Origin of the sequence: Hymenobacter glaciei (assembly GCF_039539585.1) — a bacterium.
Classification (GTDB): Bacteria; Bacteroidota; Bacteroidia; order Cytophagales; family Hymenobacteraceae; genus Hymenobacter; species Hymenobacter glaciei.
Map to the genome: position 1 here is coordinate 218119 of NZ_BAABDK010000025.1, position 25869 is coordinate 243987.

A 25869-nucleotide genomic window follows, 5' to 3' on the forward strand; every position below is an offset into this window, starting at 1 on the left:
TCGTTGAGTGGAATCGTTGAGGCAATGCGTGCGCCCGGGCGGGGGCAAGCCCCGCCCCTACATCGTTCAGATTGCGCCAGCGGCTTAGTAGTAGAAGTAGTAGAGGAAGTGGAAAAACAGCGGGGCCGTGTAGGTCAGCGAGTCGAGCCGGTCGAGGATGCCGCCGTGGCCGGGGAGCAGGCTGCCCGAGTCTTTCACGCCGATGTCGCGCTTGATGGCCGAAATCACCACGTCGCCAGTGAAGCCGCACAGGCTGATGAGCAGGCCCGCCAGCACCGCGTGCAGCGGCGAGAAAGGCGTGAACCAGGGCGCCAGCAGCCAGGCCAGCAGCGTGGTGGTGGCTACGCCGCCCAGCAGGCCTTCCACCGTTTTGTTGGGGCTGACAGTGGGGGCCGCTTTGTGCCGCCCCAGCCACTTGCCCCACAGGAACTGGGCTACATCATTTAGCTGCGTGAGCACCAGCAGGTAGAACACCAGCATCTCGCCGCGCACCGGGCCGTGGGTACCAGCATGGGCCGGCAGCACCAGCAGGTAGGCCAGGTGGCTGAGGCTGAACACGGTGGTCATCAGCCCCCAATGGATGGTGCCCGCCGCCCGCAGGAACCCCTTGGTTTCGCCCGCGATGACCATGCGCAGCGGCAGCAGCAGAAACACGTACACCGGAATGAAGATGATAAACATGCCGTACCAGCCGCGCCCCACCCACAGGTACTGCACCGGAATGGCCAGGTAGGCCAGCAGCAGGGCTCCATTGTCAATAGGCCGGGTGGGAATCAGCGAGATGAACTCCTTGAAGGCCATGAAGCTGACCAAACCCAGCACTACCACAGCCACCGTGCGGTTGATGCCCAGCGCCAGAAACAGCAGCCCCGCCAGCCACCACCAGGTCTGGATGCGTAGCTTCAGCTCGCGGAAGTTGCGGCCGGGGCGGGCCCGCATCAGGCCGGCCAGCACCCCCGAAGCCGTGAGCAGCAGGCCCACAATGCCGCCGAAAGCGTAACTCAGTACGTCGTTCATGGCGAGGTTAAGCGGCTAAGGGTGAAGCAGCCCGCAACGCCTTGCGCGCCCGGTTGCGAATGGTGAGCAGCAACAGGCCAGCCAAGGCCGCCATCACGTAGTCGAGGTATGGAGCCACCGGCACGCCCAGGCCCAGCAGCAGCGCCAGCGCACCAAAGGCCACGGCCCGGTCGCTTTTGCCGCAGGGGCCGTCGTAGCGCCGCCCGCCGCCCACCACCTGGCCCAGCACCCCCACAAACTCGCTGAGCCCGGCCAGAAACACCACCGCCAGCACCCCAAAGGCGTGCCCGCCCGGCAGCAGGGCAAACGGCGCGTAGAGGGCAGTATCGGCCACTACGTCGCCGGCCTCGTTCAGCAGCGCGCCGAGCTGGCTTTGCTGGCCGTACTCGCGGGCCAGCAGGCCGTCGATGGCATTCAGGGCCATGCGGGCCAGCAGGAAGGCGGGCAGCAGAACCCAGGCCCAGCGGTTGGTAGGGTCCAGGGCCAGCCAGATGCCGTAGGCGGCCGAGGCCAGCGCGGCCACTACCGTCACGCTATTGGCCGTGCAGCCGGCCCAGTGCAGAAACGCGGTGATGGGCCGCAACAGCTGCTGAAACCGGGGCTTCAGCTCGTAGATGGAAGGCATGGGCGGGAAGGTTTGGCGGTGACCCCGGCAAGGCGCTGGTTTGCACCACGCCGGGTTGATATTGAGCCAAAACTAGACGGTGCCCTCAAGGCTTTGCAATCCTAAAAATGACAATACAGGACTTTATAGCCGCTGTTCCAAAGCACTAAAACCCCTCAGAAGCAATTTTACAGACCTAAAAGCGGAAACAGCATTAGACTTTTCAATTACTGAATAATGGCTATATTTTGGGAATAACTGACAGGTATTTCTGCGCAACACCTGTCAGCCTCATTCCATACTGGTATCAACCGGCTGGCATCTCTTTAGCCGCGCTTGGCTGAGCCCCAGCAGTTGTCCTGCACGAAGTACCTTTGACACTGCCGGCCCTGGTGCGCTTCCCTCCTCCACTCGCACCTGCTGGCCTTCCTACCGCCTCACCCCTTGGCTGATGGATTCTTCCGTTCGCCCTAGGCACACCATATCAACTGGCCCGCGGAGTTCTTTCAAAAAAGAGGCTTATTTCAACGACAAAACGTGCTTGACCAAGAAATTAAAAGTGCTTTGGAGCAGCAGGAATCCCTACGGCAAGCCGTCATCGCACACGATGAGCTCCCCAACGATATTCGGACGGTAGCGGGCGTGGACGTGGCGTATGAGAAAAACAGCAACCGGCTGGTAGCAGCTGTTGCAGTGCTCGACGCCACCAGCCTCAAGGTTATCCAGATTGCCTCGTACCACGGCGAGGCCACTTTTCCCTACATCCCGGGCCTGTTCTCGTTTCGCGAACTGCCCGCGGTGCTAGCGGCTCTGGAGCAATTGGCTGCCAAGCCCGATTTACTGGTGTGCGATGGGCAGGGCTTCGCGCACCCGCGCCGCTTCGGGCTGGCCTGCCACCTCGGCGTGGCCACGGGCCTGCCCACCATTGGCTGCGCCAAGACTCGCTTGCTCGGCGAATATGCTCCTTTGGCTGCTGACCGGGGCAGCTACCAGAACCTGATGGACAACGGCGAGGTGATTGGGCGGGCGCTGCGAACCCAGACAGATAAAAACCCTGTGTTTGTGTCGGTTGGGCACAAAGTAAGTTTGGAAACCGCGACCGCCTGGGCTCTGCGCCTCACGCCAACGTACCGCCTGCCGGAAACGACCCGGGCTGCTGACCACGCAGTGAAAGAACTGCTTATACAGTGCGGCTAGCGATATAACTAAAGCAGTTTCGGAGTCAGTGGATGTAGGGGCGGGGCTTGCCCCCGCCCGGACGTTGACGCCCGTTGACCGATTCTGTTCAACGACGGGCGGGGGCAAGCCCCGCCCCTACATCGTTCCGCCTGTACACTGGCCACGAAACCGCTCTAATGCTGTAACCCATCGCACGGGTCGGGAAAGACGCAGTAGTCAATGACGAGAAGAAACAAGCCGGCAAGTTTCTACTCGTACAAATCCTGCGGGTCGGCAGCAGCCAGCTCCACCAGAAATTGCGCGATATTGGTGGTTACAGCCTCCAGAAAAGCGGCGCCTTTTTCGGGGGTGGCGGCGGCGGGGTTGCCCACGCCGGTATCGGCCGAAACCTGGCTCCATTCGCGCTGGGCCCAGGCCCAACCCTCGCGGAGGGCTGCAATGCGGAAGCGCTTGGCGGCGCCGTCGCCGGCTTCGCTCAGGGGGCGTACCAGGTCGGGCACGAGGTGCATCATTACGCTGGTTTCCAACTCATCGGCGTGGTCGCCGGGCGCCGAGAAATACTGGTTGCGGTCGGCGGCTTTAAACCAGTTCAGCGTGCTCAAAAACACGGACGGGAAGTCGGCCTGGAGCTCGCGCAGAATCTGGCGGAAGTCGTTGCCGCCGTGGCCGTTTAAAATCACCAGCTTCGGAATGTCCTGGCGGGCCAGCACGTGCACCAGGTCGCTGAGAATGCCCAGCTGGGTGCTGGGGCTCAGGTTCATGTCGAGGGTAATATCGAGCTGACCGGTGTTCACGCCGAACGGAATGCAGGGCAGCACCACCACCTTCGCACCTTGGTCCCAGGCCTTGCGGGCGGCTTCCGCAGCCACGTAATCCGCTTGAATATTGTCGGTGGCGTAGGGCAGGTGGTAGTTATGAGCCTCGGTAGCGCCCCAGGGCAACACCACGACTTCGTAGTTGGCCTCCTGCACGGTTTTCCAGGTGGTTTCGGCGAGGATGTACGGACGAGTAGGCATAGCGAGGAAGCTTATAAAATGAAACCTGACGAAGTCGGGCACTGACGGGGACTAGGCTAGCGCAATAGCTGCCACTTCACGCGGGTATAGGCAATACGGAAACCGTGCCGCTCGGCGTTGCGCTGCGACTGGCTCCCGGGCCGTGCGCCCATCGTGGCGAGGGTGCAGCCCTGGCTGGCGGCGAGGTGCAGGCGAGCGGCGAGCAAAGCAGTTTGGGCGCCCTGGCGGCGGCCCGCAGGCACCGTGCTGGCCCCGGCAAGCAAGGCCACGCCAGCATTTTGGTACAGGCTGGCCGTGGCAACGGGTAAGCCGTCAAGCTCAGCCAGAAACGGCGTCATGCCCTCGCTTTGGGCACTGGTTTGGCCCAGGTCCTGCAAAAACTCGGTGAACTCGGGCGCTTCGGTGAGCCAGCCGGTGGCAGCCACGCGGGCCCAGGCATCGGCTTCGGCGGTTCCAATCGTGCGGATGCTCAGGGGCGAAGCAGGCAGTTCGGTTGCGCTAGCCAAAGCACGATAGAGTACGGTGGTAAATTCGATGGGGAAATAGCCCCTCTCCCGCAGCAGCGGCCACAACGAGTCGTGGGCCAGCGGGCTGATTTCGTGCAGCACCGGCGCGTGGCGTTCGGAAAAAAAAGCTTCTATTTCGGTCAAGCCAGCAGCTGTCGCGTCCGCAAACAAGCCCAGCCCGAAGGTTTGGGTAAGGGGCGAGTCGGCGCCATCGAAAAGGGCGTAGGCTCCGGCTATTTCCTGCCAGCGGGCCCCACGGTCCGGAAAGAGCCGGGCGCGGGCTTCTACGAACGCGGCGTTGCTGCGGGCTTCGGTGCGCTCGAGCCGGCGGGCCAAGTCAAGGTCGGCAAGTGGAAATTCAACGGTCACAGCAGCGCGAATTGAGAAGGGAGAAAGACAATGCAGTTGCTGCCAGCTGGGACCTTTTGCTAGCCTTCATCACCAAGCCGCTCGAGCAGCACAATGGGCTCGTTGTGGTAGGTAGTGCGGGCGTATTCGTGGTAGCCGAATTTAGCTGCCAGGCGCAGCGAAGCCTCGTTTTCGGGATGAATGATGCACACCGTGCGCACCGGGCCGAAGTGGTTTTCGCCCCAGGCCAGCACGGCTTCCACGGCCTCGCTGGCGTAGCCCCGGCCGTGCATGGCGGGGTCCAGCACCCAGCCAATTTCGGGCGCTTCGCCCAGCGGCGGGTCAAGCGCGCGCAGCAAACGCAGGAAGCCTACCGCGCCCACAAACTGGCCGCTGGCCTTTTCCTCCACGGCCCAGAAGCCGAAGCCCATGATAACCCAGTGGCCCGCGCTGCGCAGCACCAGCTTCCACACTTCTTCGGCGGGCATGGGCTCGTTGCCGAAGTAACGGTAGTACGCCGGCTCCCGGCTGAAGGCAAGCCAGTTGTCAAAATCCTCGGCCCGAAAGCCGCGCAGCCGCAGCCGGCTGGTTTCGAGCACCGGCGTGGTGGGGTGTTCAACTTGTTGGGCAGTTTTCATAGGTAAAAGCCCGCAGGCTTGTGTAGGGAGGAGGAAAACCGCTGCTACGACGGCAAACACCGGCCAAAGCAGATGCGCTAAATACCGACAAAAGATATAGCCATTACTTAATAAACAGCCCCACCAACTGGTGAAATACTACTTCCTCAAAAAGGAAGAAGCTCCGGCAGCAACACGCTCCGGAGCTTCTCCTATTGGGTTATTCAACCCTGGTGGTTACCACGAGCCGCTGTTGTCGCTGCCGCTGTCGAAGCCACCGCCGCCGGTATCGTTGGAGGAAGTATCGTCATAAGACGAGTTGTCGTCGGAAGAGAAGAAGTCGTTCGAGGTGTCGGGGGCCGTGTTGGCATCGGAGAAATAGTCGGGGGCCGAGGTATCGGCACCGCCACCTTCACGCGCATTGAAATAGTCGCTGCCAGCCGCAGAACCTGCTGCCGCGCCGCCTGCGACACCCGCACCGCCCAGGTTGTTGCCGTTGCCGGCATTGCTGCCATCGTTTACCATGCTGTTGCCCGACGTATCGTGGCCCGAAGCCATGCGGTTGCCGAGGTAAGCACCGGCCGCCGCTGCCGCGCCGGTAGCCAGCATGCCGCCCATGCCCATGCCGCCGCCCGAATTCGGAGCCTGACCGTAGCCAGGGCCATAGTTACCGGGGTTCTGGCCGTAGTTGCCGCCATTATTAGGGCCATTGGGCCGGTTGGGCAGGAAGTTGGGAGCGCTGCTTTGGTTAGCCGCTTGGTTGGCAGCCGCCGCGCTACGGCCTTTAAACATGCGCACCACAAACCACAAAATGCCGCCAATTACGAGCGCACCAATTAGTAAGGTACCCATGCCGGGGCCCGAGGGCGCGGGCTCGACGGGCGTGGTCGCCACCGGGTCGTTGGTAGTAGTGGGGTACTGCTGGGTCTCAGACGAGAGGTTATCGGCGGAGTTGTTAGCTGAAGCAGCAGCACCAGCGGCGCCCGCAGCAGCGGCATTGTTCGCCGTGGCATATTTCACCGAGCTGGGGTTGGCCGTGGCCATTAGCGTGTTCAGACCGGTACGCAGGCCGGCGAAGTAGTTGTTCTGCTTGAAGCCCGGCGTCATCTCATTGATGATACGGCTGGTGACTTCCGGCGTGACCACGCTTTGCAGGCCGCTGCCAGGCTGAATAGACACTTTGTGCTCCTGCGCACCCACTAGCACCACAATGCCGTTGTTTTTGTCGCGCTGGCCCACGCCCCAGGCGGTGCCAAGGGCCCGGGCGTAGTCGGCCACCGAGCGGCCGCCCAGCGAGGGCACGGTCACGACTACAATCTGGGTGCCGGTGTTGTCGGCGTAGCGGCGCAGGCCGCTGTCCAGCTTTTTGGCGTCGGCCGGGGCCATCAGGCTGGCCTGGTCGTTCACAAACTTAAAAGGCGTGGGGCGTGGCGGCAGGCCGGCCGCGTCGCCGGTTTGGGCCGCAACGGGCCCGGCTCCAATTGCCCCTACCAGGAGCATCACGAAAAGCAACAGACGGTTCATAGCACGAAATGAAAGAGGGTGAAAACAACCGGCCGGCGCGGGCACCTGCGCCGCCGGCTTATCCGGCAGTACGGCGCAGGCGGCTAACCGTTACGCGCCGGCGGGCAGCACAGGTGGCGGCGAGGGCTCCACGGCCCGCTCAAAACGAAGCCGGCCATCGTCGGCGGTGCCGGCCGGCGCAAAGCCGTTGCGAAGCAGCACTTCCTGCGCGGCCAGGTTATCGGCCGCCGTGTGCGCCACCAATCGGCTGACCAAATTGGTATCGGCGGCCTGCTGCACCAGCCCGGCCACCAGCTCGGTGCCCAGGCCCTGGCCACGCCATTCAGCTGCGATGGCAAAGGTGATTTCGGCCGTGCCCGTGGCGTCGGGCCGCCCACCAAAGCTGGCCGCGCCCACCAGCGTGCGGGGCGCGGTGTCGTCGGCCTTGCGCAGGGCGTACCAGCCGTACCAGCCGGCGGTATCGCGGCCGCCGGCGGTAAGCAACTCAAGCGACTGCTCCAGGACAGGGCGGGCCACCTGGGCTGAGCTCCAGTCGGCAGGCAGCGCGGCGCCAAGAAGCACCGGGAAATAGTGTGGTTTCTGCAGCTCGGCCGTGAGCAGCGCGCGGCTGGCAGCCAGCACTTGCAGGCGGGGAGTATGGGTGATAAGCGGAATCATGGGGGCAGTATACGATTGTTCGGCCCGGGAAGCCATGCCAAAGCCCCGTTGCTGGTGCAATACCCAGGCAGCGGCACTTTCGCAGTTCCGAATAACTTTACTATCTCACTTCCGTTCATATTTACCTGAGCTATGTACTATAAACTCCTCCTGAGCCTGGGTATCTGGCTGGCTGCCCGCTCGGTGTCAGCCACGTCCATCGGCGCAATTCAGGGTGCGGGCGCTACCGCTGCCCCCGGCACCTACACCATCGAAGCCATCGTAACGGCCGTGTACCCCCACCTGCAGCCCGCAGGGTTTTACGTGCAGAACGATGCCGCCAGCGCCGACAAAAGCGCCGCTACTTCCGACGCCTTGTTTGTGGTGCAGAGCAGCCCCACCGTGGCCGTGGGCGACCGGGTGCGCATTCGCGGCACCGTGCGCGAGGATGCCGCCGCGCCTTCCTACGGGCAGGCGGTGCTGCTCGAGCCCGCCATCACCGTACTGGCTGCGGGCAATGCGCTGCCGGAATTCCTCACGATTGCCAACAACCGCTTTTCGGTTGCCACGGCCGAACGCTACGAGGGCATGCGGGTGCGCTTTGCGGCGCCGCTCACCGTCACCGACAACTTCAGCCTGAAGCAGCGCGGCGAGCTCACAGTGTCGGTCGAGGGCGTTACGTATCAGCCCACGCAGTTCGTCGACCCCAACGACCAGCCCGCGACGGGCATTCATAGCCGCGGTAGCAGCAACCTGGCGGCCATCAACGCCTTTGAGGCCGCCAACGAGCAGCGCAGCCTGGTGCTCGACGACGGCAGCTCCAAGTCGAACCCCTCCCCTACGCCCTACCTCGATGCCCGCTTTCATACCGTGCGGGTGGGCAGCACGCTCACCGGAGCCAGTGGCATTCTGGGTTTCGGGTACGGCCGCTGGCGTTTGCAGCCCCTCGCCGGAGTCGATGCGCCGACCGTGCGGGTGGTGCGGCCGCTTTCCCCGCCGGCCTTTGGGCCGCTCGACCTGAAACTGGCCAGCTTCAACCTGCTCAACTACTTCAACGGCGACGGCCTGGGCGGCGGCTTTCCTACCTCGCGCGGCGCCAAAACGGCCGCCGACTTCCAGCGCCAGCGCGCCAAAATTCTGCTGGCTCTGCAGCAGATGAATGCCGACATCGTGGGCCTGACCGAGATAGAAAACGACGGCACCAGCACGGCTTCGTCCATCCAGGATTTGGTTGATGGCCTTAACAAACTGATGGGGGCCGGCACCTACATTTTCGTGAACGACGGCAACTCGGCCAAGCAGTTCAACAACACCGACGTCATTCACTGCGCCATCATCTACAAGCCGGCCGTGGTGCAGGCCCTGGGGCCGCCCCTGGTCGACAGCACGCGCGGCGTGTATGAGCGGCCACCCATTGCGCAGGTGTTCGTTACGCAGCGCAAGGAGCGGCCCGACACGCTAGGCTTTGTGGTGAACCACTTCAAAAGCAAGCTCAATAGCCCCGCCACCGGCCCCGAGACCGACCAGCACGACGGCCAGGGCGGCTTCAATGCCCAGCGCAAGGCCCAGGCCCGCGCCCTTGTGAAGTTTATCAACACCAGACTCATTCCAGCCGGCGCGGCGCGGGTGGTGAGCGCCGGCGACTACAACGCCAACTACGAGGAAGACCCCATCGACCTGCTGCGCGCTGCCGGGCTGGTGCCGGCTACGCCGCCCACCAGCGCTTCTTATGTTTTCAGGGGCCTCACCGGTTCGCTCGACCACGCTGTGGTCACGCCCAACCTGGTGGGGTTTGTCGACGTGCAGAAGTGGCACATCAACTCAGCCGAGCCCACGGTGCTGCAGTACGACGCGGCCGGCGAAGCAACTGATGTGACGACTCCCTTTCGTTCATCGGACCACGACCCGGTGCTCATCGGGGTGAATTTTGCGGGCATTCGCAACGTGGCCTACCGGCCTCAGAACCGCCTGTTTGCGTACCCTGGCCCGGCGGCGGGGCCGCAAGCGTTTGGTCTGGCCAGCGTGCCGGCCAGTGCCGGAGCCCTCACCCTCGATTTTGCGCTGCCCCAGGGCCTGCGGCTGCTCTCCATGCACGGCTCGCCGGCCCTGCTCGAGCAGCAGCTCAACGGCTACACGGCCCATTTGGCACCGGGCATTTATGTGGTGAAGCTACGCGGCAAGGGCTACCAGAAAACCCACCGGGTGATGAAGGAATAGCGGCCTGAGTTGCAGTAAAAGCCCCGGCTCGACAGAACCGGGGCCTCTTTATGACTGCTTAGTTATAATTGCGAAGTAGGGTGCGGGGCTTGTCCCCGCCCGTCGTTGAGCGGAATCGTTGTAACGATGCTAACGACGGGCGGGGGCAAGCCCCGCACCCTACCTCTTTTTCGCAAACCAATTCTAACGAGTATGAACCCTTAGAACTTCAGCCCCACCGAAGCCAGGTAGTTGCGGGTGGCTTGTGGGTAGAACCAGTTGAAGGTCTCCTGGTTGCCGCTGGCGCCCTGGTAGGTGTAGGTGTAGCCATTGGCCGAGTACTCGCGGTTCAGCAGGTTGTTCACCAGCAAGCCCAGCTCAATCTCCTTCATAAACGAAGGATGGATGGCATAGCGCAGGCGGAAATCCAGCGTGTGGTAGGGGTCGAGGCTGCGACGCTCGCTCTGCGAATTGTCGAGGTACTGGCGGCTCACGGTTTTGAGCAGCAGCGCCACGCGCAGGCCCTTCACCGGTTGGCCTTCGAGCGTGTGAGCCGACACCACGCTCGGCGAGTACGAGATGGTGGACGTGCGTGGCGCCGAAATTTCGGTGGTTACCACGTAATTCATATCGTAGGTATACGTGTAGTCGCGGTAGTCCAGAATGCGGTTCTGGCTCAACGTAAGCGTGCTGCTGAGGCTGATTCTGTCGTTGGCCGAAACGAAGCCGCTCAGCTCGACGCCGCGGCGGTAGCTGCGGGCCACGTTGGTGCGCAGGGCCGTGCCCACGTCGTTGAGCTGGCCGGTAGCCACCAGCTGGTTCCGGTAGTTCATGTAAAAGCCGTTGGCTTCGAAGCGCAGCGCCCCATTCGCGCCCAGAAAAGCCAGGTCGGTGCGGCCGAAGCGGTAGCCGCCCTCAAAGTCATTGAGGCGTTCGGCTTTGGCCGTCTGGTCGCCCACGGGCCGGTCGGTAAAGTCGGAACGCACGGGCTCGCGCTGGCCCACGGCAAAGCTGCCGTAGAGCTGGTGGCCGTGGCCGAGCGTGAGCGTGGCCCCAGCTTTGGGGTTGAAGAAGGTGTAGCGGGCGCGGGTGGTCACGTCCTGGTTGCCCTGCTCCACGCCGTCGATGCGGTACTCGATGTGGCGCACCTGCATGTCGCCGTACACGCCCAGCACCGGCAGCACCTGCCAGGTAGCGCGGGCATAGGCGTTGTAGTCCGTCTTGACCGCGTTGTTGAAGTAGTAGCGCTGGTTGAGGAAGCTCGTCGAAGCATACTGCGCCCAGATAATTTCGCCGTAGTGGTCGCCATCGTAGCGGTTCCAGGCCCCGCCCACGGTGGCTTGCAGCTTGCCGTTGGTGGGCTGGTAGTTCAGGGCCAGCGTGCCGCCGTAGAAATTGTTATCAAGCCACTTGCGGTCGACCAGGTTGGTGCGGGTGATGGTATCACCCCCGAGAACCACGTTGGGCAGCCCGTAGTTAGAGAATTTGCGGCGGGCGCGGTAGCTCTCGTAGTAGCCGAAGCCGCGCGTGAGGTGCAGCGCCGCGCCCAGGCTCCAGCTGCGGCCCAGGCCCTGCGAGAGGTGCAGCTGGTAATGGTTCTGCTGGTAGTTGTCGGTCTGGTTGTCGTAGGTGTAGTAGCTGTAGCGGCGGCCCTCGGTCAGCACGCGGGCGGCGTCGGCCGGGCTCAGCTCGCTGTTGTCGATGTAGGTCTGGAGCTGGGCGCGGTTGCCGGTGATGGCCGGCTCGGGCACGCCGTTCCAGGCCTGGTAGGTTTTTTCGCGGCCCGAGAAGGTGATGAACTTCAGCAGCGTGTTCTTGGCCTGGTAGCCGGCGGCGAAGTAGTACGACTTCAAATCGGAAGCCGCCCGGTTCATGTAGCCGTCGGAGGCAATGCGCGACAGGCGGCCATCAACGGTGAAATGCCCGTTCAGCAAGCCCGTGCCGAAGGAAACGTTGTTTTTCCAGGTCTGGTAAGAGCCGTAGGTGTTCTGGGTTTCGGCGTAGGCCTCACGGCGGTTGTCGAGGGTGCTGATGTTCAGGCTGGCTCCGAAGGCCGCGCCGCCGTTCTGGCTGGTGCCCACGCCCCGCTGAATCTGCAGCGAGTTAATCGACGAGGCCAGGTCGGGCAGGTTAATCAAAAACGCACCGTGCGATTCCGGGTCGTTCAGCGGCACCCCGTTGATGGTGGTGTTGATGCCCGTGTTGCTCGTGCCCCGGATGCGAATGTCGGTGTAGCCCACGCCCGCGCCGGCGTCGGAGTTCACCACCACCGAAGGCGTCTGGTTGAGCAGGTACGGCAGGTCCTGACCAAAATTCTGCCTGGCCAGCTCCTGCTTGCTCAGGTTGCTGTAGGCCGTAGCGGTGCGGTCGTTGGCGCGCGAGGCCGTTACCAGCACCTCGGGCGTAACGCTGCTGCTGGCTTCCAGGGCCAATGGGGGCAGCTGCTGCGCGGCAGGCTGGCCGGTTACAGCCGTGGTTAGTGGGCTAAAGCCCAGCGCCGTAAAGCCCAGCTGGTGTGAGCCCGCGGGCACCGTGGGCAGGGCAAAGGAGCCGTCGGCAGCGGTGGCGCCCACGGGCTGGCCGTCGAGGCGAATGGTGGCACCGGGCACGGTTTGGTCGTTGGCCGTAGTGAGGCGGCCAGACACGGGGCCTTGCGCCCACGCCGGTGCCGCGACCAGCCCAAGCAGGGCAACTCCCGTGATGAATACAGTTTTCAAAAAAAGTAACGCTAAAAAGTGGAACGTGCCGTCGCGCCAGGGGTCGGAGCGGCCGCAGAATCGTTCGTGGATTGTTTATTTCCCTGCGCCGGCATTACCCGGTTCAGGTTCGATGGGTATCATCTCAGCCGATGTTGTGTACCACATCAGCACCCCTAAACATGCCGCAAAGGTACGGCTGCGCAGAGCTCCGTTCTGCAGACGACACAAAAATTGGCGTCGGCAAACCTGCGCGGCCCTTGGCGGTTTCCTGACTGTCAGTTAATTTAGGGACGTCGGCCGGCGCAACGCTGCGCCAGTGGCCTGCGTTCACAGGTCAGCACTGTTTTAGCCGCCTTTGCCATGTTCAGCTTAGTCTACGCCGTTGCGTTCTGCGCCCTCTTTTTGTTTATGCTGGCGCTGCCCCGGCGGCGGCGCGTGCTGCCCCCACCTCCGCCCACCGACGGCGACGACGAAGGCGGCGAACCCCACGACCCCGGCCTGCCCGACCTCGACCTGCCCCCCGGTATCTCGCGCCCCATCAACGACTGGGAGCCGGATTACAACCGCCGCAAAGTGGAGATTTGACGCTTCGCTTAATGAAGAATTATTGAACCTGTTGAGGAAGCCGGCACAACCTGGCAGGACGATGTAGAGACGCGACCCATCGCGTCTCCGGAACCGCGCCAAGTGGAATCGTTGCTTCCTATCGTTCAACCGAAGGTCAGCGAAGCTAACACCGAGACGCGATGGGTCGCGTCTCTACATCGTTCTCGCAACCTGCTAAACAGCTTTATTAATGAGGAATTGAAAAATAGCCAAACAGGTCAAATTTTCATTCCTCATTAAGCCAAGCACCTACCCTATTTCAATCGAATAAGTAGCGCTGAACGACTGCCCGGGCTCCAGCGTCAGAATACCCTCTTTCTCGCTGAGCTCACCGGGCTCGCCTGTTGGGCTGGCGATGCCATACCAGGGCTCGACGCACACAAAATTTGCGCCCGGGCCTTTGGTCCAGAGGCCGAGGTAGGGAAAGCCGTCGAACTGAAAGCGCACGAAACGCGCCGACTTGCGCGAGCGCAGCGTGAGCCGGGAAAAATCGTAGTACTTGAACACCAGCGCGTCATCGGCAAAAAGCTCGTAGCTGAGCGGCAGCTCCTCGCCCTGGGTGAGCACGCGGGCCGTTTCGCCGGTGAGCAGGCCGCCGGCCAGCAGGTGGCGGTCCAGCGTTACGGGGTGGTCGAAGGCAAAGTAGTAGTCTTCGAACTGCTCGCCGGGCAGCAGGGGGCAGCGCACCGCCGGGTGCGCCCCAATGCTGAACAGCAGCGGCTGGTCGGGTGCCGGGTTGCGCACGTCCCAGCGCACGCTCAGCTGCGCGCCGCGCAACGTATAGGTAATCAGCAGCTCGAAGGCAAAGGGAAACATGGCGCGGGTGCCCTCGTCGTGCTGCAGCCGGAAAACCAGTTCGTTAGGGCTTTGGTGCAGCACGGTAAACTCCTGGTCGCGGGCGAAGCCGTGCTGGGGCAGGCGGTAGTCGCGGCCCTGGTAGTGGTAGGCATCGCCGGGCAGGCGCCCCACCAACGGAAACAGCACCGGGGCGTGCCGGCCCCACACGGCCGGGTCGCCCGACCACAGGTACTCCAACCCGTTAACGATGAAGCTGGTCAGCTCGGCCCCGTGCGGGCTGAAGGTGGCCTGGCACCCGGGCGTGGCCAGCGTGTAGGCCGGGGCGCGGTACGGGGCGCGCGGCTCTTCGGCCGTGGGCAGCACGGGGTGCTCGGCCGCCAGCAACTGTTCATCAACCAGGAAGCAGGCGTGGGCGAACCGACGGTCGTATTCGCCGGATACTTCGGCAAAGTTGGACATCTGCTCGCGCAGCTCGCGCTGGTAGAGGTCGTAGAAGTGCTGGCGCAGGTGCGGGTGTTCGCGCAGCGGGTCGGGCTGCCAGGGCAGGTCCACGCCCATCAGCAGCACCAGGTCGTAGTGCTGCTGGGCAATGGCTTGCAGTATCCACTCGGGGCAGGAGCCGAACGAGTGCTCGAACCAGATTTTAATCACCAGCAGGTCGCTGTCGAAAAACACCACGCGGTGGCCCTGGGCCTCGGCAGTAGCCACGGCCGCTGCTTCGGCGGCGAGCTGGCCGCGGGCAATTTCCTCCAGGTCTTCGGGCGAGTAGTGCGGGCCGGAATCAGCCAGGTACTCGCGGGCAAACTCCGGGGCGAAGGAAGTGCCATAATGCGAAGCCAGCCGAATAGCCAGCGTCGTTTTGCCCGTCGATTCGGGGCCAGTCAGGGAAACTCGGAGCAACGGAGGGGCGGGAATGACTCGTGGAAAAAGGGCAGTTGTGGAAGGCGAAGGGTAGAGCCGGCCGAAGCCAGCGAGTCAGTCGGAGCATGCTGCAAGAACTACCCCTCCGAGGCGACCGGCGCATTGGGCACCAGCTCACGTGCCGCCAGCAGCTCGCGCCGCCACTGCCAGTAGCCGTAAGCCGCCAGCGCCAGGTAGAGGAAGTAGAGCAGGCTAGTGAAATACAAGGCCTTATACCAGAGCACGGGCACGTAAATAACATCGACCAGCAGCCAGAGCAGCCAGTTTTCGAGGCGCTTGCGGGTGAGCAGGTATTGGGCCACGATGCTGCCGGCCGTGGTGAAGCTGTCGATATAAGGAAAGGCCGCGTCGGTGTGCTGGTGCTGGAGGTAGTAGCCGAAGCCCAGGGTGAAAACCGCCACGAACCCGGCCGCGAGCAGCCACTCCCGGGCAGTGGCGTGCGTTACGCCCAGCTCGGTGGCGTTGTTGCCGCCGTAGAGCCATTCGTACCAGCCATAGCAGCTGAGCAGAATAAACAGTCCCTGCAGGCCGCTGTCGGCGTACAGATGGGCCCCGAAGTAGACGAACACGTAGAGCAGGCAGCTCACAATGGCCACCGGGAAGTTCCAGATGGATTCGCGCGCGGCCAGCCACACGCAGGCAAACCCCGTGATGACGGCTACCAACTCCAACCGCGTGGTGGCCTGCCAGAACTGGGCAAATGCTCCGGAAATATCAAGCGCCAGAAATATGCTCACGAAAGCCTGCTGGTGGTAAAAGACGAAAGATAGCGCCAGGACGGGCTATTTTTGCGCCTTCACTCCGTATCCATGCCCCACGACCCGCTCGACCTCAGCCCCACCGACCTGCACCGCCGCCTGCAAGCCGGCGACGATATCCAGCTCATCGACGTGCGCGAGGAGATGGAGTTTGAGTACTGCCACCTGCCCGGCAGCCTGCTCGTGCCCCTGGACGAGCTGCCGCGCCGCGCCGCCGAGATTCGCACCGAAGGCCCGGTAGTCGTTATCTGCCACCACGGGGTGCGCTCGGGCCACGCGGCGGGCTACCTGCGCCACCTGGGCCGCACCAACGTGCTGAACCTGCGCGGCGGCGTAGATGCCTGGGCTCTGCAGGTCGACCCAACATTCCCAGTGTATTAAGGTTTTAGAGTAGTTTCGGAGTCAGTGGATGTAGGGGCGGGGTCGTACCCGGCAGGGCTTGCCCCCGCCCGGACGTTGACCGGTTCCGTTCAACGACGGGCGGGGGCAAGCCCTGCCGGGTACGACCCCGCCCCTACATCGTTTAGCCTTGTACACTGACCACAAAACCGCTCTAGGTTGAGGACAGGGAGCAAAGCGCAGTCAGGCTTTCCTTGGTGAAAGCAAGCCATATAGCATTTTGCCAACGGACTGCGTTTAAGGCTAGTATTCCCTTTCCACACCCATACCATGCTTGGTTTAGCTCCGCTCCCCATTTCTCCCCTCTTGCCCGATGCCGTGCCCCTATCGGCCCGGTTGGCGCTGCGCGAGCGGCCCTCCGGCGCGCCGCTGCTGCGCCAGCAGTGGAGCGAACTGCTCTTTATGCACTGGCCAGTGCCCGCCGAGCTGCTGCAGGCCCACCTGCCGCCCCGGCTGCGGGCCGATACCCACCAGGGCCAGGCGTGGATTGGGATTGTGCCGTTTGAGATGAGCAAGGTGCGCACCCGCTTTACCCCGCCGGTAAAAGGCACCGATACCTTCCTGGAGCTGAACGTGCGCACCTACGTGCACCTCGACGGCGTGCCTGGGGTGTGGTTTTTCTCGCTTGATGCCACCAGCCCGTTGGCCGTGTTGGTGGCCCGCACCTTCTTCCACCTGCCCTACCTGCGGGCCACCATGCGCCTCGACCAGCCCAGCGCCGAGCTGCGCCAGTTTGCCGCTACCCGCACCCACGGCGGGGCGCCATCCGCCACCTTTCGGGCCACCTGGAAGCTGGGCGCCCAGCTGCCGCCCGCCGAGCCCGGCTCGCTGGATTTTTTCCTCACCGAGCGGTACTGCCTATACGCCAGCAACAAATCGCAAACCAAGCTGTACCAGGGCCGGGTTGCGCACGGGCCCTGGCCGCTGCGCGCCGCTCAGGTGCTGCACTTCGAATCGGACCTGCTGGAAGGCCACGGCCTGCCCACGCCCGCGGGCAAGCCCCTGGTGCACGCCGGGGGCCCGGTGCAGGTAGAGCTGTGGCCCATGCAGCAGGTGTAGCGGCCGCAGCAAACTACTCGCGCAGCCAGCGCGTCATGCGCGGGAAGCCTTCGGTGGTGGTCAGCCCCATCCACACCAGCAAGGGCAGGCCGGGGTAAATGCCCTGGCGGAAATTGTCCAGAATCCAGTGGCTGCTTCCCCGGTACCCGGTGGGGTGAAACACAATTTCGGGCGGCAGCCCAATGGCCTGGCAGGCCGCGTACGACCAGAGCATGGCCACAATTTCTTCGCCGTCGACGCCGTGCTGGTCGGGCTTGCCGTCCATGATGTTGCCCGAAAGCAGGGTGCGCTCGGCGGCGGGCGTCACGGCCAAGTGGCCGGCCTCGTGGAGCAGGTCGCCGGGGTACAGCAGCCGGGGCGGGTCAATCAGCAGCCGGCCGTGGTCGATGAAGATGCCGGGCACGAAGGTATCGGCGGCGCTCAGGTCGGCCTCAGCTACTTCGAGCCCAATGCCGGCCAGGAAGTCGCGCATGGCGGGCAGCCACGTGTCGGCGGGCGATGTGGAGCGGGCAGCAAGTAGCGAGGCGGACATGGGAGGAGCGAAAAACGAGCAGTTGCCCAAACTTAAGGAGGGCAGCAGGAAGCGTGTTGCATGCAGGCCGTGCTTTTTTGTAGCCGTTACTGGTGCAACGCAGGACGCCGGCTGTGCTAGGCCACCGGCCCAACGGTGAGCGTGGCAACCAGCCAGTCGGCCTCGCTTTGCCAGGCGTGGCAGCGGGCGGCCAGCAGCGTAGCCGCCTGCGTGGCGGGCTCCAGGTTGTCGGTAGCGGCTTCGAGCAGCCGGGCCAGCCACCGACGGCGCAAGGCAGTGGGCGCATGGGCCGCCTCCGCAGCATCGGCGGGCGCAAGCATGGCTTGCAGCGGCGGCCCCAGAGCCAGCCGGGCGCGCAGCACGGCTACCCGGCCCTGCTGCGCCACCAGCTGCTGGTGCAGGCGCTGGGCCTGGTAGCGGCACTCGGCTAGTCGGGCCACAACGAGGGGCGGCCCGGTAGCGGGCACCCCTGGCAGGGGGACCAGGGCCACAGCGGGCGGCGCGGCCCCTACCTCGGCCAACGCCCGCAGCCAGCGCTCGGCGTGGCGGGGCAAGGGGTCGCGGCCGGTTTCGACCTGCGCCAGCTGGGCCCGGCTCAGCCCCAGCCAGGTGGCTAGCTCGTGCTGGCTCAGGCCGAGGCGGGTGCGCAGGTTGCGCAATTGGGAAGCAGTGCTCACGGGGCGGGGTGGGGCGGGACTCACATTTTTTCCGGCCAACGCCAGAAGTGTGAGAGCAGTATGCGACTCACACTTTTTTGCCTCGCGTGTTTTTGTGTGAGAATGGTGGCCAGCCGCCTGCACCAGGTAGTACCCGGTAGGCGGGCGTAATTTTGGCCCGATGCCCAACGCCTTCGTCCTACCGCCCCTGCCCAACCTGCCCATCATCGCGGCGCTACCCGAATTGCGGGCTGCCCTGGCTGCCCACAACCGCGTGGTGCTCGAAGCGCCGCCCGGCGCGGGCAAAACCACCGTGGTACCACTGGAGCTGCTGGCCGCCGAGTGGCGCAACCCCGACGATAAAATCCTGGTACTGGAGCCGCGCCAGCTGGCCGTGCGCGGGGCCGCCGCCCGCCTGGCCCAGCTGCTGGGCGAGCCCGTGGGCCGCACCATCGGCTACCGCGTGCGACTCGATAGCAAGGTGAGCAAGGAGACCCGCGTGGAAGTGATTACCGAAGGCATTCTCACCCGCATGATTCAGGACGACCCGGCGCTGGAAGGAGTGGCAGCGGTGGTATTCGATGAATTCCACGAGCGGAGTTTGAACGCGGACCTGGGCCTGGCGCTGGCCCTGGATGCCCAGGCCGTGCTCCGCCCCGAGCTGCGCATCCTCATCATGAGCGCCACGCTGGAGGCCCAGCGGCTGGGCCAGTGGCTGCCCGCGCCGGTGGTGTCGTCGGCCGGCTTTCTGTTTCCGATTGATACGCACTACCTCGACCCGCGCCGGGCCTCGGCCCTGCCCAACAAGCCCAACGAGCGGCTGGCCGAGCTGGTGCCAGCCCAGGTGCGCGCCGCGCTCAACACCCACGCCGAGGGCGACATTCTGGTGTTCCTGCCTGGCGTGGGCGACCTGCAGCGCAGCGCCCGCAAGCTGCAGGATGGGTTGCCCGACCACGTCGACCTGCACCTGCTGCACGGCGAACTGCCGCTCGAAGCGCAGGATGCCGCCCTGCGCCCGGTGGGCGGCGGGCGGCGCAAGGTCATCCTGGCCACCAGCATTGCCGAAACCAGCCTCACCATCGAAGGGGTGCGGGTAGTGATTGACGGCGGGTTTGCGCGGGTGCCGCGCTTTGTGCCGCGCACGGGCTTCACCACCCTCGAAACCGTGCCCGTGGCCCGCGCCGCCGCCGACCAGCGCCGGGGCCGCGCCGGCCGCCTCGCCCCCGGCACGTGCTACCGCCTCTGGACCGAAGCCGAGCACCACAGTCTGCCGGCCCACCGCCCGCCCGAAATCCACACCGCCGACCTCAGCAGCCTCGCGCTGGAGCTGGCCCTCTGGGGCGCCGCCGAACCCACCAGTTTGCGCTGGCTGGATGTGCCCCCAGTAGCAGCGTATGCCCAGGGCCGGGAGCTATTGGTCAGACTAGGCGCAGTAGGGGCGGGGTCGTACCCGGTAGGGCTTGTCCCCGCCCGGTCGGTCGCGCCGCCCGATGACTTCGGCCAAAGCAACACTTCAACGACCGGGCGGGGGCAAGCCCTACCGGGTACGACCCCGCCCCTACTTCCGACCCCCCACGGCCGCCAACTAGCTGCACTGGGCCTGCCGCCGCGCCTGGGCCATCTGGTAGTGCGCGGGCAGGAGCTGGGGCACGGCCCCGCCGCCGCATCATTAGCTGCGCTGTTGGCCGAGCGCGACCTGCTGCGCTGGGCCGCCCCCACCGACACGCGCCCTGCTCCGCCCGACCTGCGCCTGCGCCTCGAAGCGCTGGCCAGCGGCCGCCCGCCCTTGCCCGGCCTGGCCCTGCACCACGCCACGCTGCAGCGCGTGCGCGACGTGGCCCGCAACCTTACCGGCCGCATGGGCAAAGCCACCTCATCCGCTCAGCCAATTGCGCAGGCACCGGTCGGCCTGCTCACTGCGCTGGCTTACCCCGACCGGCTGGCCCAGCGCGAAACCCACGACCGCCTGCGCCTGGTAACCGGCCAGCGCGTAAGCCTGAATACCACTGATGTGGACCCGCAGGCCACGTTTTTTGCGGTAGCGCACCTGGCAGGCACGGCGGCGGCCCCGCGCGCTACCCTGGCCGCCCCACTCGGGCAGGACGAGTTGGAACTGGCCTTCGCCGACCAGATTACCACTACCGACGAAGTGCGCTACGACCCCACCACGCAGCGCGTAACGGGCCGCCGGGTGCGCCGCCTGGGCGCCTTGCTGCTCGATGAAAAAGTCATCGGCCAGCCCGATGCGGCGCTGGTGGCGCGGGCCTTGCTCGATTACTTGCAGGAGGCCGGCGTGAGCAAGCTGAACTGGACACCCGCCGCCCGCCAGCTACAACAGCGGCTGGAGTTCCTGCGGCAGCATTTTCCGGCTGCCGAAAATGACCCGACAACTGACAACAACCACCCAACAACTATAAGCTGGCCGGCTTTCGACGACGCCACGCTGGCCCACGAGCTGGCCGACTGGCTCGGGCCGCACCTCACCGGCCTCAAAACGCTCGACCAGGTGCAGCGCCTCGACCTATACGAGCCGTTGCTGTCCCGGCTGCCCGGCGGCTGGACCCAGCGCCAGGAGCTGGACCGCCTCGCCCCGGCCGCGCTGGAAGTGCCCAGCGGCTCGCACATCACCCTCGACTACAGCGACCCTGCCGCTCCCGTGCTGGCCGTGAAGCTGCAGGAGCTGTTCGGCCTGACGGAAACGCCGACGGTGGCCGCCGGCCGCGTGCCGTTGCTGCTGCACCTGCTCTCACCGGGCGGCCGCCCGGCGCAGGTAACGCGCGATTTGCGCAGCTTCTGGGAGAAGGGCTACTTCGAGGTCCGCAAGGATTTGAAGGGCCGCTACCCCCGCCACCCCTGGCCCGACAAGCCGATGGAGCACATTCCTACCCGGCTCACCAAGAAACGGCTAGGGCAGTAAGCAAGCGATGAACTAGAGCAGTTTCGGGGCCAGTGTACAGGCTGAACGATGTAGGGGCAGGGCTTGCCCCCGCCCGTAGTTGTACGGAACCGGTCAACGGGCCTCAACGTCCGGGCGGGGGCAAGCCCTACCGGGTACGACCCCGCCCCTACATCCACTGGCTCCGAAACGGCTCTAACACCCCGGCGTGGCAACGCGAACTGGAAAGTTCGCGCTACAGCCCCGTGCGTACCGGTGGGTACGACTGCTGCAAATCGGAAGAAAACAGGCTAAAAAACCATTTCGTTACCGGGCAAACGCCGCGTAACTTCGTAGGGAATAACGCTTTTTTCGCAGTTACATGGCTTCTACTGCAACTCCTGAGGCACCGGTTATTGCCGGCGACCGGCTTACGCCGGGCTGGCTCCACAACAGCTGGATGTACCTGATGCTGGCGGCCGCCGTGGGCTGGGGCTGGTCGAGCTGGTCGGGGCCGCGCGGGCTGGCCTCGGCAGGGCTGGTGGTGCTCACGGTGGGGCTGGGGCACTCCACGGGCCTGCACCGGGGCATCATCCACCACGCCTACCGGTGCGGGCGCCTTACGCGGGGCGCGCTGGCTTACCTGGCAGTGCTGTCAGGGCTGGGCGGGCCGATTTCGTGGCTGCGGGTGCATTATTTCCGCGACTATTGGCAGAACCGGCTCGACTGCCCGCCCTATTTTCGCTACGACCATTCCATGGCCCGCGACTACTACTGGAACCTGCATTTCGACCTGGTACCCGGCGAAATCAGCCGCTACCAAATCCCCCCCGAGGACCTGTACGACCCGTGGCTCGTCTTCCTGGAAAAGACCTGGTATCTGCACGTTATCGGTCTGGCCGGCCTCATCTGGGCCTTTTTCGGGTTCGAGGCTATGATAATCTGCGTGCCGGTGCGCGTAAGCGTGAGCATCCTGGGGCACTGGTTTGTGGGTTTCATGACGCACAAATACGGCTACGCCCGCTATGCCATCGACGACGCTAGGGAGCACGGCTACAACAGTTGGGTGCTGGGCGCGCTCTCCTTCGGCGAGGGCTTCCACAACAACCACCACGCCCACCCCAGCTCGGCCAAGATGAGCACCGAATGGTACGAGCTCGACCTGGGCTGGTACCTGGTGGCGGGCCTGCGGGCCGTGGGTTTGGTGTGGGATGTGCAGGTGGTTGGCCACGACCCTACCCAGCGTGACCGCGCCAAGGAGCACCGCTTCCGCTGGCACTGGCCCTGGCAGGACTAGCCGTGAAGGCTATCGCATTTCGTTGTCATCCAGAAAGTTATTCCCCTCGACGCGGGGCGAATAGTGCCGGTGCAACCAGCGGCTAAGGCCACCCAGGCCCGGCAGCAGCACCCGCTCGGTGATGTTGGCCTGGTCGAGCTTGTCGCGCACTTCCCACTTGAGGCGGGCTGGCAGAATGATGCGGAAGTACAGGTCGGGCCGGTTGGCCAGCCAGTCGTGCAGCACGCTTTGGGCGGTGCTCATCAGCGAAAACAGCGCGTACTGATGCACGATGCGCGCATCGAGGCTGGGCGGCTCCAGAAATAGCACATAGGGCTCGGCCTGCAGCTCTTCGAGCTCGCGCAGGCTGCTGCTTACGGGCTGCAGCAGCTCAGAAGTAAAAACGTTGGAACCCTCGGCCTGCAGGGCCTGGCGCAGGCGCTGGGGTAGGTGTTCGGCGGCCTTCACGTAGTTCAGCGCCCAAATGATGCCGTCTTCGTGGTAGGCCGTGATGTCGTCGGTGGCAAAGTGCAGGGCCACGTAGGGCGAATACGTCCAGTCGAGCAGGCGGGTGGGCAGGCCGTGGTGCTGGGCCAGCGCCAGCCAGTCCCAGGTGCTGGTGGTAGCGGCGGGCATTCCCGTTTCGCGGGCATACTTGCGGAAATTGCGCACCAAGTGGTGCTCAAGGCTGTGGTACTCACCGCCGAGGCGCTGCAAACTGGTGTCGAGCTGGAAGTGGCGCGAGCGGCCGCCCCGGTACACAAACGGCGACCGGAACCGCCCAATGCGCGCATCCCAGGTATCCTGAAACAGGAGCCGTTGCAGGTCTTCCCAGGAGGTGGCTTCGTAATCGTTGGCGGAAAGGGGCATGGGGCGAAGATACGCTGAGTGAATAGCAGGTCGGCACTAAAAAGGCTGTACGAAGTAGGGGCGGGGCTTGCCCCCGCCCGGTCGTTGAACGAACTATATGTAAGCCGTTCAACGACCGGGCGGGGGCAAGCCCCGCCCCTACCCATACCCGCCTACTCTCCTGCGGGAAAATCCGCTGCGTCGCCTACTTCGGCGTACTGCTCCAGCTCCTTCGCGATACCAGCGAATTTCTCACGGGCGCCCTTAACCGCCGCTTTGCCCAAGGGCAGGTGCAGCGGCGGGTTTTCGAGCTGCACCACGTCGTACATGGCCTTGGCGGCGCGCACGGGGTCGCCGGGCTGCCTGCCGCTGTACCCTTGGATGCCGCGCAGGTTTTCGCCCACGGTAGCTTGGTAATCATCGATTTTAGTATCGGCAATGGTAGCCGACTCACCCGCCCACTTCGTGCGAAAACCGCTGGGCTCGATGTTCGTCACCTTAATGCCGAGCGGGCCAACCTGCTGGCTCAGGCTCTCGCCAATCGCCTCCAGAGCAAACTTCGAAGCGTTGTAGATGCCCACACCGGGGAAGGTTTTCAGCCCGCCGATGCTGGTGATGTTGAGTACGTGGCCCGAGCGCTGCTCGCGCAGTTGCGGCAGCACCGCCCGCAGCACGTGCAGTGCGCCGAACACGTTCACGTCGAACTGCCGCTGCACTTCCTCGGCGGGCACTTCTTCGATGCTGCCCAGCGAGCCATAGCCCGCGTTGTTTACGATGACGTCGAGCTGGCCGAACTGGGCCAGGGCATCGGCCACGGCGGTTTTTACCTGGGCCTCATTAGTCACGTCGGCTACTACGCCCAGGGTGCGGCCGTCTATTTTTTTGGTGAACTCCGCAGCCTGCTCGGGCTTGCGAAAGGTTGCGGCCACGCGGTCGCCTTTTTCAAGCACGTAGTCGGCCAGAGCTTCGCCGAAACCGGACGAGGCCCCGGTAATAAACCAGGTTTTGGCAGTGGAATCAGACATAGGAGTCGTTTAGATAAAATGGTAGGTGCTAAGACGGGTTGAAGTGGCCAATTGTTTGCGGACGGTGGGCGCACTTGCTAAGCACCTCAGTATTTTCATTAGCCCGTCATCCTGAGCGCAGCGAAGGACCTTATCATGACCGAACGGTTGGCAGTAAATAATTTAGACATGATAAGGTCCTTCGCTGCGCTCAGGATGACAGGTCTTTACCAACCAAACTTCAAACGCTCGCTGCCCCTGGCGTACTTTCACGGTACTACTCTTATCAACTTTCCACTCCCACCCGTTCGTTATGAGAAAGCTTTTCTCGCTGCTGCTGCTGGCACTTATCGGCTTCACGGCTCAGGCTCAGGTCACCTTCAAAATAACGGCCGTGCCGGCCAACACGCCGGTCAATGCCACGCTCTACATCGCTGGCACCTTCAACAACTGGAATCCCGGCAGCGCGCCTCATGCCCTCACGCGCAACGCCGACGGCAGCTACCAGATTACGCTGCCCGCTGCCACCGGTACCATGGAGTACAAGTTCACCCGCGGCTCCTGGGCGGCTGTCGAAACCAATGCCTCGAATGGCTCGGTGCCCAACCGCACCTACACCTTCAGTACTGCCCCGGCCACGGTGCTCTGCCAGGTGCTGAACTGGGAAGACCTTGCTGGTCCCGGTGGCGGGGGGCCAGCTTCTACAGCGGCAGCCAACGTGAGCGTGATTTCGACTTCGTTTGCCATGCCGCAGCTGGGCCGCACCCGGCGCGTGTGGCTCTATCTGCCGCCCGGCTACGCTACTAGCGGCCGTCGCTACCCGGTGCTTTACATGCAGGATGGCCAAAACGTGTTCGACGCCGCCACGTCCTTTGCCGGCGAGTGGGGCGTAGACGAGGCCCTGAACCAGCTGGCCGCCAGCGGCCAGGACCCCACCGGCTGCATTGTGGTAGCCATTGATAACAGCGCCAACCGCCTCGACGAATACTCGCCCTGGAACAACCCGCAGTACGGCGGCGGCCAGGGCGATTTGTACGTCGATTTCCTGGTACAAACCCTCAAGCCCTACATCGACACGAACTACCGCACCCTAACCGACCGCGCCAATACGGGCATCGGGGGTTCCAGCATGGGCGCCCTCATTGCCACTTATGCCGCCCTGCGTGAGCCGTTGGTGTTTGGCAAAGTGGCGTCGTTTTCGCCGGCCTATTGGTTTGCCTACCCGCAGCTGGCCGCCTACGCCCACCAGCACCCGGCCAATCCCAACACCCGCTTCTACTTCGTGAGCGGTACTACCGAAAGCACCACCATGGTGCCCCAGATGCAGGCCCTGCGCGACTCGCTGCAACGCGGCGGCGTGCCGGCCACCAACCTCAGCTTCAACACCCGCGCCGACGGCCAGCACGCCGAATGGTTCTGGAAGCGCGAGTTTCCGGCCGGCTATTCCTGGCTGTACGCGCCCGCTACGGCCACCGCGGCCCGCCCGGCCCAAACGCTGGCCGTGAGCCTCTACCCCAACCCTGCTGCCCGCGAACTGCGCGTGTCGCTCCCTGCCAGCGTGGCTGGCGATGCCCTGCTCGAAATCAGCGACGCACGGGGACGGGCGGTGCTGCGCACCCGCGTCCGCAACGGCCAGGCCGTGGACGTGAGCCGCCTGGCAGCCGGCCTGTACCTGTCGCGCCTTACGGCCGGCAGCGCAGTAGGCAGCAGCAAATTCACCAAAGAATAATCATAGGACAGCGGGAAACTGGGTTTCCAACCCAACTTCCCGCCGTACCTTTGACTGGCAAAAGG

22 protein-coding genes and 1 riboswitch are annotated in these 25869 nt (G+C 64.3%); of the genes, 8 read left to right on the forward strand and 14 right to left on the reverse strand.

The genetic code is table 11. The features are described from left to right. Positions 1–84 precede the first annotated feature (84 nt). Positions 85–1017 (reverse strand): phosphatidate cytidylyltransferase, encoded by a 933-nt coding sequence (locus ABD837_RS16265; RefSeq protein WP_345056566.1) that lies wholly within the window; start codon positions 1015–1017, stop codon positions 85–87. Between the two features lie 7 nt (positions 1018–1024). Continuing rightward, entirely contained in the window at positions 1025–1642 is a 618-nt protein-coding gene (locus tag ABD837_RS16270; RefSeq protein WP_345056567.1) for a CDP-alcohol phosphatidyltransferase family protein, read from the reverse strand. 516 nt (positions 1643–2158) lie between these two features. Here ABD837_RS16270 and nfi point away from each other — a divergent pair. Next, a complete protein-coding gene (gene nfi, locus ABD837_RS16275) occupies positions 2159–2818 on the forward strand; it encodes a deoxyribonuclease V (protein WP_345056569.1) in 660 nt (219 codons plus the stop codon). Positions 2819–3048: 230 nt separating this feature from the next. On the opposite strand, the gene ABD837_RS16280 is transcribed toward nfi, so the two are convergent. The 5 genes from ABD837_RS16280 to ABD837_RS16300 form a co-directional block, all read right to left on the reverse strand. Further along, complete coding sequence (locus ABD837_RS16280) at positions 3049–3816, reverse strand: creatininase family protein (protein WP_345056571.1); 768 nt, start codon at positions 3814–3816, stop codon at positions 3049–3051. A gap of 56 nt (positions 3817–3872) precedes the next feature. After that, the gene (locus tag ABD837_RS16285) at positions 3873–4691 is read right to left on the reverse strand and encodes a GNAT family N-acetyltransferase (protein WP_345056573.1); all 819 of its coding nucleotides are present in this window, start codon (positions 4689–4691) and stop codon (positions 3873–3875) included. A gap of 59 nt (positions 4692–4750) precedes the next feature. Continuing rightward, a complete protein-coding gene (locus ABD837_RS16290; protein ID WP_345056575.1) occupies positions 4751–5308 on the reverse strand; it encodes a GNAT family N-acetyltransferase in 558 nt (185 codons plus the stop codon). Positions 5309–5524: 216 nt separating this feature from the next. Beyond that, complete coding sequence (locus tag ABD837_RS16295; protein WP_345056576.1) at positions 5525–6811, reverse strand: TPM domain-containing protein; 1287 nt, start codon at positions 6809–6811, stop codon at positions 5525–5527. Between the two features lie 90 nt (positions 6812–6901). Then, positions 6902–7468: a GNAT family N-acetyltransferase gene (locus tag ABD837_RS16300; RefSeq protein ID WP_345056577.1), complete on the reverse strand. Its 567-nt coding sequence runs from the start codon at positions 7466–7468 to the stop codon at positions 6902–6904. 132 nt (positions 7469–7600) lie between these two features. On the opposite strand from ABD837_RS16300, the gene ABD837_RS16305 reads away from it, so the two are divergent. Further along, complete coding sequence (locus tag ABD837_RS16305; protein WP_345056578.1) at positions 7601–9664, forward strand: ExeM/NucH family extracellular endonuclease; 2064 nt, start codon at positions 7601–7603, stop codon at positions 9662–9664. A 200-nt stretch (positions 9665–9864) separates the two neighbouring features. On the opposite strand, the gene ABD837_RS16310 is transcribed toward ABD837_RS16305, so the two are convergent. Continuing rightward, complete coding sequence (locus tag ABD837_RS16310; protein WP_345056579.1) at positions 9865–12360, reverse strand: TonB-dependent receptor; 2496 nt, start codon at positions 12358–12360, stop codon at positions 9865–9867. 63 nt (positions 12361–12423) lie between these two features. Then, positions 12424–12527: riboswitch (TPP riboswitch) on the reverse strand. A gap of 175 nt (positions 12528–12702) precedes the next feature. Between ABD837_RS16310 and ABD837_RS16315 the strand changes: the two genes are divergently transcribed. Continuing rightward, the gene (locus tag ABD837_RS16315) at positions 12703–12927 is read left to right on the forward strand and encodes a hypothetical protein (protein WP_345056581.1); all 225 of its coding nucleotides are present in this window, start codon (positions 12703–12705) and stop codon (positions 12925–12927) included. Between the two features lie 270 nt (positions 12928–13197). Here ABD837_RS16315 and ABD837_RS16320 read toward each other — a convergent pair whose 3' ends face one another. Both ABD837_RS16320 and pnuC read right to left on the reverse strand, forming a co-directional pair. After that, on the reverse strand, positions 13198–14646 hold the full coding sequence (locus ABD837_RS16320; RefSeq protein ID WP_345056583.1) for an aldose epimerase family protein: 1449 nt from the start codon (positions 14644–14646) through the stop codon (positions 13198–13200). Positions 14647–14744: 98 nt separating this feature from the next. Then, the gene (gene pnuC / locus ABD837_RS16325; protein WP_345056584.1) at positions 14745–15404 is read right to left on the reverse strand and encodes a nicotinamide riboside transporter PnuC; all 660 of its coding nucleotides are present in this window, start codon (positions 15402–15404) and stop codon (positions 14745–14747) included. A 72-nt stretch (positions 15405–15476) separates the two neighbouring features. Here pnuC and ABD837_RS16330 point away from each other — a divergent pair, with 72 nt between their 5' ends. Both ABD837_RS16330 and ABD837_RS16335 read left to right on the forward strand, forming a co-directional pair. After that, positions 15477–15806: a rhodanese-like domain-containing protein gene (locus ABD837_RS16330; RefSeq protein ID WP_345056585.1), complete on the forward strand. Its 330-nt coding sequence runs from the start codon at positions 15477–15479 to the stop codon at positions 15804–15806. A 288-nt stretch (positions 15807–16094) separates the two neighbouring features. After that, positions 16095–16883, forward strand: coding sequence for a YqjF family protein (locus tag ABD837_RS16335; protein WP_345056586.1), 789 nt, complete (start codon positions 16095–16097; stop codon positions 16881–16883). A 13-nt stretch (positions 16884–16896) separates the two neighbouring features. On the opposite strand, the gene ABD837_RS16340 is transcribed toward ABD837_RS16335, so the two are convergent. Beyond that, positions 16897–17415: a hypothetical protein gene (locus ABD837_RS16340; protein WP_345056588.1), complete on the reverse strand. Its 519-nt coding sequence runs from the start codon at positions 17413–17415 to the stop codon at positions 16897–16899. Between the two features lie 116 nt (positions 17416–17531). Further along, positions 17532–18092 (reverse strand): helix-turn-helix domain-containing protein, encoded by a 561-nt coding sequence (locus ABD837_RS16345; RefSeq protein ID WP_345056589.1) that lies wholly within the window; start codon positions 18090–18092, stop codon positions 17532–17534. A gap of 160 nt (positions 18093–18252) precedes the next feature. Here ABD837_RS16345 and hrpB point away from each other — a divergent pair, with 160 nt between their 5' ends. Next, complete coding sequence (gene hrpB, locus ABD837_RS16350) at positions 18253–20988, forward strand: ATP-dependent helicase HrpB (protein ID WP_345056591.1); 2736 nt, start codon at positions 18253–18255, stop codon at positions 20986–20988. Between the two features lie 340 nt (positions 20989–21328). Then, the gene (locus ABD837_RS16355; RefSeq protein WP_345056593.1) at positions 21329–22243 is read left to right on the forward strand and encodes a fatty acid desaturase; all 915 of its coding nucleotides are present in this window, start codon (positions 21329–21331) and stop codon (positions 22241–22243) included. A gap of 9 nt (positions 22244–22252) precedes the next feature. On the opposite strand, the gene ABD837_RS16360 is transcribed toward ABD837_RS16355, so the two are convergent. After that, on the reverse strand, positions 22253–23092 hold the full coding sequence (locus tag ABD837_RS16360; protein ID WP_345056595.1) for an FRG domain-containing protein: 840 nt from the start codon (positions 23090–23092) through the stop codon (positions 22253–22255). Positions 23093–23244: 152 nt separating this feature from the next. Next, positions 23245–24096 (reverse strand): oxidoreductase, encoded by an 852-nt coding sequence (locus ABD837_RS16365; protein WP_345056597.1) that lies wholly within the window; start codon positions 24094–24096, stop codon positions 23245–23247. A gap of 292 nt (positions 24097–24388) precedes the next feature. On the opposite strand from ABD837_RS16365, the gene ABD837_RS16370 reads away from it, so the two are divergent. Next, positions 24389–25804 carry an alpha/beta hydrolase-fold protein gene (locus tag ABD837_RS16370; RefSeq protein ID WP_345056599.1) on the forward strand — a complete coding sequence of 472 codons (1416 nt, stop codon included), beginning with the start codon at positions 24389–24391 and terminating at the stop codon, positions 25802–25804. Positions 25805–25869 lie beyond the last annotated feature (65 nt).

Excerpts from the sequence above, each read along its gene's own strand:
- ABD837_RS16370 (WP_345056599.1), top strand. The coding sequence starts at position 24,389 with ATGAGAAAGCTTTTCTCGCTGCTGCTGCTGGCACTTATCGGCTTCACG.
- ABD837_RS16340 (WP_345056588.1), bottom strand. The coding sequence starts at position 17,415 with ATGTCCGCCTCGCTACTTGCTGCCCGCTCCACATCGCCCGCCGACACG.
- ABD837_RS16360 (WP_345056595.1), bottom strand. The coding sequence starts at position 23,092 with ATGCCCCTTTCCGCCAACGATTACGAAGCCACCTCCTGGGAAGACCTG.
- ABD837_RS16290 (WP_345056575.1), bottom strand. The coding sequence starts at position 5,308 with ATGAAAACTGCCCAACAAGTTGAACACCCCACCACGCCGGTGCTCGAA.
- ABD837_RS16335 (WP_345056586.1), top strand. The coding sequence starts at position 16,095 with ATGCTTGGTTTAGCTCCGCTCCCCATTTCTCCCCTCTTGCCCGATGCC.
- ABD837_RS16270 (WP_345056567.1), bottom strand. The coding sequence starts at position 1,642 with ATGCCTTCCATCTACGAGCTGAAGCCCCGGTTTCAGCAGCTGTTGCGG.
- ABD837_RS16295 (WP_345056576.1), bottom strand. The coding sequence starts at position 6,811 with ATGAACCGTCTGTTGCTTTTCGTGATGCTCCTGGTAGGGGCAATTGGA.
- ABD837_RS16315 (WP_345056581.1), top strand. The coding sequence starts at position 12,703 with ATGTTCAGCTTAGTCTACGCCGTTGCGTTCTGCGCCCTCTTTTTGTTT.
- ABD837_RS16265 (WP_345056566.1), bottom strand. The coding sequence starts at position 1,017 with ATGAACGACGTACTGAGTTACGCTTTCGGCGGCATTGTGGGCCTGCTG.
- ABD837_RS16300 (WP_345056577.1), bottom strand. The coding sequence starts at position 7,468 with ATGATTCCGCTTATCACCCATACTCCCCGCCTGCAAGTGCTGGCTGCC.
- ABD837_RS16305 (WP_345056578.1), top strand. The coding sequence starts at position 7,601 with ATGTACTATAAACTCCTCCTGAGCCTGGGTATCTGGCTGGCTGCCCGC.
- ABD837_RS16280 (WP_345056571.1), bottom strand. The coding sequence starts at position 3,816 with ATGCCTACTCGTCCGTACATCCTCGCCGAAACCACCTGGAAAACCGTG.
- ABD837_RS16355 (WP_345056593.1), top strand. The coding sequence starts at position 21,329 with ATGGCTTCTACTGCAACTCCTGAGGCACCGGTTATTGCCGGCGACCGG.
- ABD837_RS16365 (WP_345056597.1), bottom strand. The coding sequence starts at position 24,096 with ATGTCTGATTCCACTGCCAAAACCTGGTTTATTACCGGGGCCTCGTCC.
- hrpB (WP_345056591.1), top strand. The coding sequence starts at position 18,253 with ATGCCCAACGCCTTCGTCCTACCGCCCCTGCCCAACCTGCCCATCATC.
- ABD837_RS16330 (WP_345056585.1), top strand. The coding sequence starts at position 15,477 with ATGCCCCACGACCCGCTCGACCTCAGCCCCACCGACCTGCACCGCCGC.